The sequence below is a fragment of the Tenacibaculum soleae genome, from assembly GCF_030549005.1.
Lineage (GTDB): Bacteria > Bacteroidota > Bacteroidia > Flavobacteriales > Flavobacteriaceae > Polaribacter > Polaribacter soleae.
Window position 1 is genome coordinate 47598 of record NZ_JAUOSW010000011.1, and the last position, 6535, is coordinate 54132.

Annotated in this window: 8 protein-coding genes; all 8 read right to left on the reverse strand. The window is 31.4% G+C overall.

Features of this window, described 5'->3' with window-relative positions:
• Nucleotides 1-40: 40 nt before the first annotated feature.
• Nucleotides 41-622, reverse strand: a complete 582-nt coding sequence (locus tag Q4586_RS13255; protein WP_068702363.1) for a Crp/Fnr family transcriptional regulator — start codon at nucleotides 620-622, stop codon at nucleotides 41-43.
• Between the two features lie 132 nt (nucleotides 623-754).
• A complete protein-coding gene (gene arsM / locus Q4586_RS13260) occupies nucleotides 755-1723 on the reverse strand; it encodes an arsenosugar biosynthesis arsenite methyltransferase ArsM (RefSeq protein ID WP_068702365.1) in 969 nt (322 codons plus the stop codon).
• A gap of 62 nt (nucleotides 1724-1785) precedes the next feature.
• Entirely contained in the window at nucleotides 1786-2601 is an 816-nt protein-coding gene (locus Q4586_RS13265) for a purine-nucleoside phosphorylase (protein WP_303529749.1), read from the reverse strand.
• A 51-nt stretch (nucleotides 2602-2652) separates the two neighbouring features.
• The gene (locus tag Q4586_RS13270; RefSeq protein ID WP_303529750.1) at nucleotides 2653-3252 is read right to left on the reverse strand and encodes a TIGR04282 family arsenosugar biosynthesis glycosyltransferase; all 600 of its coding nucleotides are present in this window, start codon (nucleotides 3250-3252) and stop codon (nucleotides 2653-2655) included.
• A complete protein-coding gene (locus Q4586_RS13275) occupies nucleotides 3245-3739 on the reverse strand; it encodes a rhodanese-like domain-containing protein (protein ID WP_303529751.1) in 495 nt (164 codons plus the stop codon). Before Q4586_RS13275 ends, Q4586_RS13270 begins: the two co-directional genes overlap by 8 nt.
• Nucleotides 3740-4030: 291 nt before the next feature.
• Nucleotides 4031-5083, reverse strand: a complete 1053-nt coding sequence (gene arsS, locus Q4586_RS13280; protein ID WP_303529754.1) for an arsenosugar biosynthesis radical SAM (seleno)protein ArsS — start codon at nucleotides 5081-5083, stop codon at nucleotides 4031-4033.
• A 72-nt stretch (nucleotides 5084-5155) separates the two neighbouring features.
• A complete protein-coding gene (locus Q4586_RS13285) occupies nucleotides 5156-5491 on the reverse strand; it encodes an arsenosugar biosynthesis-associated peroxidase-like protein (RefSeq protein WP_068702373.1) in 336 nt (111 codons plus the stop codon).
• Between the two features lie 73 nt (nucleotides 5492-5564).
• On the reverse strand, nucleotides 5565-6272 hold the full coding sequence (locus Q4586_RS13290; RefSeq protein WP_303529758.1) for a DUF547 domain-containing protein: 708 nt from the start codon (nucleotides 6270-6272) through the stop codon (nucleotides 5565-5567).
• Nucleotides 6273-6535 lie beyond the last annotated feature (263 nt).

Here is a 6535-nt window from a genome sequence, read left to right on the forward strand (position 1 = left end):
CAAAGGTCATACAAACAAAAGAGGTGTCATTTGATATTAATCAAGTTCGGTTTTTGGGGTTTCTAATTCTGCTTAAAGTTTCGAGTGTAATTCCTAAATAAGAAGCAATATGTGTTAAAGGAATTCTGTTTGTTATTGTTGGATGAATAGTTATTAAGTGATTATATCTTTCGTTGGCCTTATTAAATTGAATGGTGTATAAACGTTCACACAAACCTAACATAGTTTCGGTAACAACTTTACTAATAAAACGTTCAAAATCATGATGTTTTTTTGAAAGAAGCGTCATCGTGTTCTTTGAAAATTCAATAACCGTTGCATCTTCAATAAACTCAATATAATGCGGACTTGGATTATCGCTAAAAAGACTTACAATTGATGCCATAAATTGGTTTTCGAAAGCAAACCAATCAGAAATATCTTTTCCATCTTTTAAATAGTAGGCTCTGGCGCACCCTTCTATAATTAAATACGCTTTTTCAGCATATTGCCCTTCACGAACTATAATTTCACCTCTTTTAAACGTTTTAATTTTTGAATTATGGATAAAATCTTGTTTGCAGACTGCGGATAATGGAGCGTAAATTTTTTCAACTTCGTTTAAGATTTTTTCGCTATTCATTATTGTAAAGATTTAAGTTCCTAAAAATAACAATGAGCAAAGTTATTTGAAATGAAGTAAAAAGTCAAACAAAAACGATTTAATAAAAAACCCTTACAAAATGCAAGGGCTTATTTTTATTTTGAAAGCTACTTAACAACAGCCACCACCATCATAGTGAAAGGTAGATTCTGAGAAGAAAATATCATCTCTTCCTAAATCTTTTAAAGCTGCGGCTGTTTTATCGCATATTGCTAAAGGTTGATTTTTCAACAAGGTATGTCCTAATCCGTCATCAAAATAATCTTCGTCACCGTAGTAGATGGCTGCTTTTCCTGTAAAAACGCAAGGGCCATCAGCTGGCATTGGGTCTTTAATTGCGGCAACTTCAATAGATTCTATATAAATTAATTCATTTGTTGGGTAATTCTTCGGATCTAAAATTCGATAAGGTTTACGTGCTCTAATTTCAATGGTTCCAAAACCAGCATCGGTTAAGGCTTTTACATAATTAGCAATGGTTAAACTTCCACTTAAACACAAAGCTCGTAAACGTTCATCATTACGTAATTCTTCATTCATCTCTTGCTCGCAAGTAGGGTCGCTCATTACTAATTTACCGTGAGGTTTTAAAACGCGATACATTTCTGCGATGGCTTTTTGCAAATCATCTTCCTTAAAAATATTGAACAAACAATTTTGTGCAGCTACATCAATCGAATTATCTTCTACAGGTAAATTCATGGCATCACCTTTACGTAAATCAACAAAATTAGATTTAAACCAATCGTTTTGCTGTTCAGCTTCAATAAAGTTTTTGCGTGATGCTTCTAGCATTTCATCAACTACATCTAAACCAATTACGCCGCCTTTATTTCTATTAAAATAGGCAAATTGTAGTAATTCCATTCCGCCACCAACACCAACATATAACATTTTAGGGTTGTTGGTTAAATCGCGTGCATGCACAGTAGAGCCACATCCGTAGTTCATTTCTTGCATAATTTTAGGAATCTTTAATCCTGGTAATTCCCAAATAGGATTTGTAGTACAGCAAAGACCAACATCTGGTGTTAAGGCAGCTTCTTTATATACGTTTTTTGTGGTTTCTAAGTAACTCATATTCTTTATGATAAAAGAAACAAGAGCTAAGATTTTCTATGTAGTTGTCTTAGTTCTTGATTCTATAATTTAGTAATTAATTCTTTAAATAAGGTAATCATTTTTGGTTCTGCTTTACCAGCAACTTCAATAATTTCGGCAATATTAACGGGCTGTAAGTTTTTAGGATCACACTCATCAGTTAATACTGAAACTGCAGCACATGGTAAACCAATTTGTTTAGCAACAATAACTTCGGGTACGGTACTCATACCAACAGCATCTGCTTCTAAAATTTGTAACATTCTATATTCAGCTCTGGTTTCTAATTGCGGACCAACAACACTTGCATATATTCCCTCATGTAGTTGTATGTCGTTGGTTTTTGCAATTACTTTCAATAAGTTATTGATTTTTTTAGAATAAGGCTCTAACATATCAGCAAAAATATTTCCGAATTCATTAGCTCCTTTAAATGCTAATGGCGATCCACCTTGTAAATTAAGATGATCTTCTAATAGCATTAAGTCGCCTTTTTTGTAAGTAAGGTTAACGGCGCCAGCGGCATTAGATATTAATAAGGTAGTAATTCCTAAACCCTGCATGGTTCTAATTCCGTAAGTAACTTCCCAAAGATTATAGCCTTCATATAAATGAAAACGACCAGACATTACCACTACTTTTTTGCCTGCTAAATCACCATAAATTAATTTACCTGAATGAAACTCTACAGTTGCTTGTGGAAAATGCGGAATATCAGCATACGCAATTTCTTTTTCTATGGTTATTTCATCTACTAATTTTCCTAAACCAGTACCTAAAACAATACCTATTTTCGGATTTGTAATTCCGTTTGATTTTAAAAAATCTATCGTTTCTTGTAGTTCTTTTTTTCTCATTAGATATTTTCTTTAAACTTCACAGGTTTTAAAAACCGGTGAGGTCTTGTATTATAAAAATTGTTGAAATGCAGGATGATTTTCAATGTCTTCAAAAACATCTACATCATTAAGCGTTGTTAACAAATGTACTTTTTTATCTTTTAAATTGGCCAATGTTTCTTTTCTAACCGATGAGGTTCCCCAATCTTTATTTTGAAAAATATGAGGTTGTAAAAGATTCATGCCAAGTAAGTAATATCCGCCATCTTCGGCAGGACCAATTACCACATCGTTTGAGTTTAGTTTTAAAAAAGCATCTTCAATAATTTTAGGAGTTAAATCGTACAAATCACTTCCAATAATCATCACTTTTTCATAGCCAGCATCAAAAGAATCTTGAAAAGCATTCTGCATTCTAGCACCTAAATCATTACCATTTTGTTGGTGTTTTTGATAAATTGTTGCATCCCAAATATCATTTTTCCGCACTTTTACAGAGTAGTAAACCGCTTTATTACAAGATAAATCCTTTGTAACTTGATTCGTTTTGTTCAATAAAAATTTATAAATTTCTAGAGCAGTTTCGTCGCCAACAGTTTTTGCTAGTCGTGTTTTTGCTTTTCCTAGTTCTGGGTTTCTAGTAAAAATTAACAGTAAGTTTTTACTCATAAATCTTTTCTCCTTTTAAGAGCCACTTGCTCCATTCCTTATTAAAAGTATGCACTTTGTTTGTTGGTGTATTTTTAGAGTTTACAACCGTATTCTTTTTGTTTTTCCATTCAAAAATTCCGCCATACAAATTGTAAACATTTTTAAAACCAGCTTTTTTAAGCTGTTCGGCAACATTTTCAGAGCGTATTCCTAACGAGCAATACACTACAATTTTAATGTTTTTATCAGCAGAAAGCCTTTTTGTAGTTTTTGTAATATTAAAATCATCATACCCCACACAAATAGCGTTTTTTAGATGACTCACATTAAACTCTTTTGGTTCACGAGCATCTAACAAAACAACATCCGAAGCAATCGTTTTTAAACTATCTACAAAAATATAAGGAACATTTTCGGTGTTATATTTTTTTAATAATTGATGTAGATCCTTTTGAGAAAAAGAATTAAAGCTAATTAGTAAAAAAAATAAAATTAGATGTTTCATTTTACTATAAATAATTAGAAGCTTTTTCCCGCTTTCTGCACTCGCTCTCTGCGAGGAGCTCAAACAAATGCTTCAATCGGGGCTAGGCTTATTTGCAAAGTAATTATAATTATTACAAATAGTTTTGTCTTTTTAATAGCTGTTTAAAAATCACTAAAAAAACAACGGTCGTTATGCTAAATTTATTTTCAGCATCATAAAACTGAGGCAAATTATGATGAGAAACTAAAATAATTCAATTCCTCATTTCAATAGTTATATTGTTGCATTGTGGAATCAATTTATTGAATTTTAAGCCACAACGCCTTGGCAACTACTTCCTGCGCCAGCAGTACAACCGTAACAATGTTGATTAATAATGATGTCTCTATCTTGTAGTAACTCTTCATTATAATCAGCTATGTGCTTAACTTTTGAGTTTACCTTTAAATTTAACATCTGATTAAAATCACAATCATACAAATTACCATCCCAACTTACCGATAAAGTATTAGTGCACATTACGTTTTTCACCGCAGCAGGATTGTAAGCTTCTACTAAAGAATACATATAATCTTCGTAATTTTCAGAAGCGATTAAATAATCTAAAAATCGACTAATTGGCAAGTTTGTAATCGCAAAAAGATTGTGAAAATCGATATTAAAATCATCTTTCAAAGCCTTTTTAAAGTCACTTTCTAATGCCATTTGATCTCCAGGTAAAAATGCTCCTGACGGATTGTATACTAAATCGAGTTTTAAATTAGACCCAGCAATACCATAACCAATATCATTAAGCATTTGTAATGCTTTTATTGATTTGTCAAAAACGCCATCACCACGTTGTTTGTCTGTTTTTCCACGTGTCCAGTGTGGCATAGACGATACTACATGCACATTATGTTTTTTAAAAAATTCAGGTAAATCGTAATATTTTTTGTTGGCTCTAATTATGGTTAGGTTAGATCGAACGATAAAATCTTTAATTCCGGCTTTTGCTGCTTCTTCAACAAACCATCTAAAATTCGGATTCATTTCTGGTGCTCCGCCAGTTAAATCTAAAGTATGTGCTTCGGTTTTTTTAATTACCTCCAAACATTGTTGCATGGTTTCAATCGTCATAATTTCTTTACGATCAGGCCCTGCATCAACATGGCAATGTGCACAAACTTGGTTACACATGTAACCTAAGTTTATCTGTAAAATTTCTAACTTTTTTGGACGCAAAGGAAACTGATTTGTTTCCTTTAATTTTTTAGCAAATGTTGGCAATTCTCCATCAGCAAAAATTCCATTAGATAAAATTTTTAACTGACGTTGTGTATTTGCTAAATCGTTATTTCTTGCTTTTAAAGATTTTTTCATTTAATTACGAATGTAGAATTATGAATTACGAACTTTTATTTAGCAGTTCGTAATTTAAAATTCATAATTTTTTTACATTTCTAACTTATTTACTTTGTTCATCATTTGAACTCCGTGGACCAAAGTTGCACCACTTTTTATAGCGGCACCTACATGAATAGCTTCCATCATTTCTTCTTTGGTAACACCGCGTTGTAAACCATCTTTTGTGTAAGCATCTATGCAGTATGGGCATTGTTCTGTATGTGCAACAGCTAAGGCAATTAAGCTTTTTTCGCGAGCAGTTAAAGCGCCTTCTTCAAATACTTTTCCGTAATAATCAAAGAATTTGTTTCCAAGTTCTTCGTTCCATTCTGTTATTTTTCCGAACTTACGTAGGTCGGCAGGGTCGTAATATGTTTTTGACATGTTGTTTTTAGCTTGAAAAGTAAAAATACAAATAGTTTTTAAAATTAGCTTTCACTAAAAGTAGTAATAGTAGCTATTTTTCGTTTAAATTCCAGTTGTATTCTAAGAACTTAATTTTTGCGTTTTTATTAATTTTAATGGTCGAATATTTATTTAAAAAATCAATAAGACTTCCTTTTTTGGTGAAATCATCTTTAAACCATTCGAATATTTTTGACAACTGAACCTTGTTTTTTGAAATTTTATTTCTGTTAGTGTCATTAATAAAGTTTTTTATTAATTTTTCTGTTTTACTTTTATAGTTAGCTTCTGTAAAAGCAAAATTCCCTAATTTCGGACAAGAAATAGAAGCACAATTTACACCTACGTGAATTTTAGGATCGTTATAATTTTTACGTAAAATTTTGTGCTCAATAAAATTTAGCGTGTAGGTTTTGCCGCCAACTTTAGCAAACGCAATATTCCAAGCATCTTTTCCTTTTTGTTTAATATTTAAAATACTTTTTAAAGGGTAGTGTTTTAAAATTAATTTGATAGTGTAAGCATTGTATGCGTTTACCCAAAATGCTTTGGTTTTTGATGCAGACCAATTTTTTTGAGGGGTAGTTTTGTTTAAATACTCTAGGTAAGTGTCAAGCTTAGTCTCTTCTTTTTTGAATGTTTTGTAGTTTACAACTCCTTTATTAGTAACATGTTTGTTTAATAAATCGTTAAGAATACTTGTTTGTCCAAAAGAATTGATGAAAAAAGTTAAGCTAAATAATAAGAATATTTTACGCATAATTTATAATTTTATCTATTGCTTTAGACGTTTGTTTAAAGGTAGCATTACAAAGAATAGGTTTTAAGTATAAAATATTTTAAAAACAATCTTTGTTAATTACATAGTTTACTTGTTAGGAAGCGTGTATAAAGTGTTTAGGAAAAGGGGTAAAATAAAAAAACCTTAACAAATAAATGTTAAGGTTTAGTACTGAAGGCGGGACTTGAACCCGCACGGACATTACAGTCCATTGGATTTTAAGTCCAACGTGTCTACCAATT

Excerpts from the sequence above, each read along its gene's own strand:
- Q4586_RS13265 (WP_303529749.1), bottom strand. The coding sequence starts at position 2,601 with ATGAGAAAAAAAGAACTACAAGAAACGATAGATTTTTTAAAATCAAAC.
- arsS (WP_303529754.1), bottom strand. The coding sequence starts at position 5,083 with ATGAAAAAATCTTTAAAAGCAAGAAATAACGATTTAGCAAATACACAA.
- Q4586_RS13290 (WP_303529758.1), bottom strand. The coding sequence starts at position 6,272 with ATGCGTAAAATATTCTTATTATTTAGCTTAACTTTTTTCATCAATTCT.
- Q4586_RS13285 (WP_068702373.1), bottom strand. The coding sequence starts at position 5,491 with ATGTCAAAAACATATTACGACCCTGCCGACCTACGTAAGTTCGGAAAA.
- Q4586_RS13270 (WP_303529750.1), bottom strand. The coding sequence starts at position 3,252 with ATGAGTAAAAACTTACTGTTAATTTTTACTAGAAACCCAGAACTAGGA.
- Q4586_RS13255 (WP_068702363.1), bottom strand. The coding sequence starts at position 622 with ATGAATAGCGAAAAAATCTTAAACGAAGTTGAAAAAATTTACGCTCCA.
- arsM (WP_068702365.1), bottom strand. The coding sequence starts at position 1,723 with ATGAGTTACTTAGAAACCACAAAAAACGTATATAAAGAAGCTGCCTTA.
- Q4586_RS13275 (WP_303529751.1), bottom strand. The coding sequence starts at position 3,739 with ATGAAACATCTAATTTTATTTTTTTTACTAATTAGCTTTAATTCTTTT.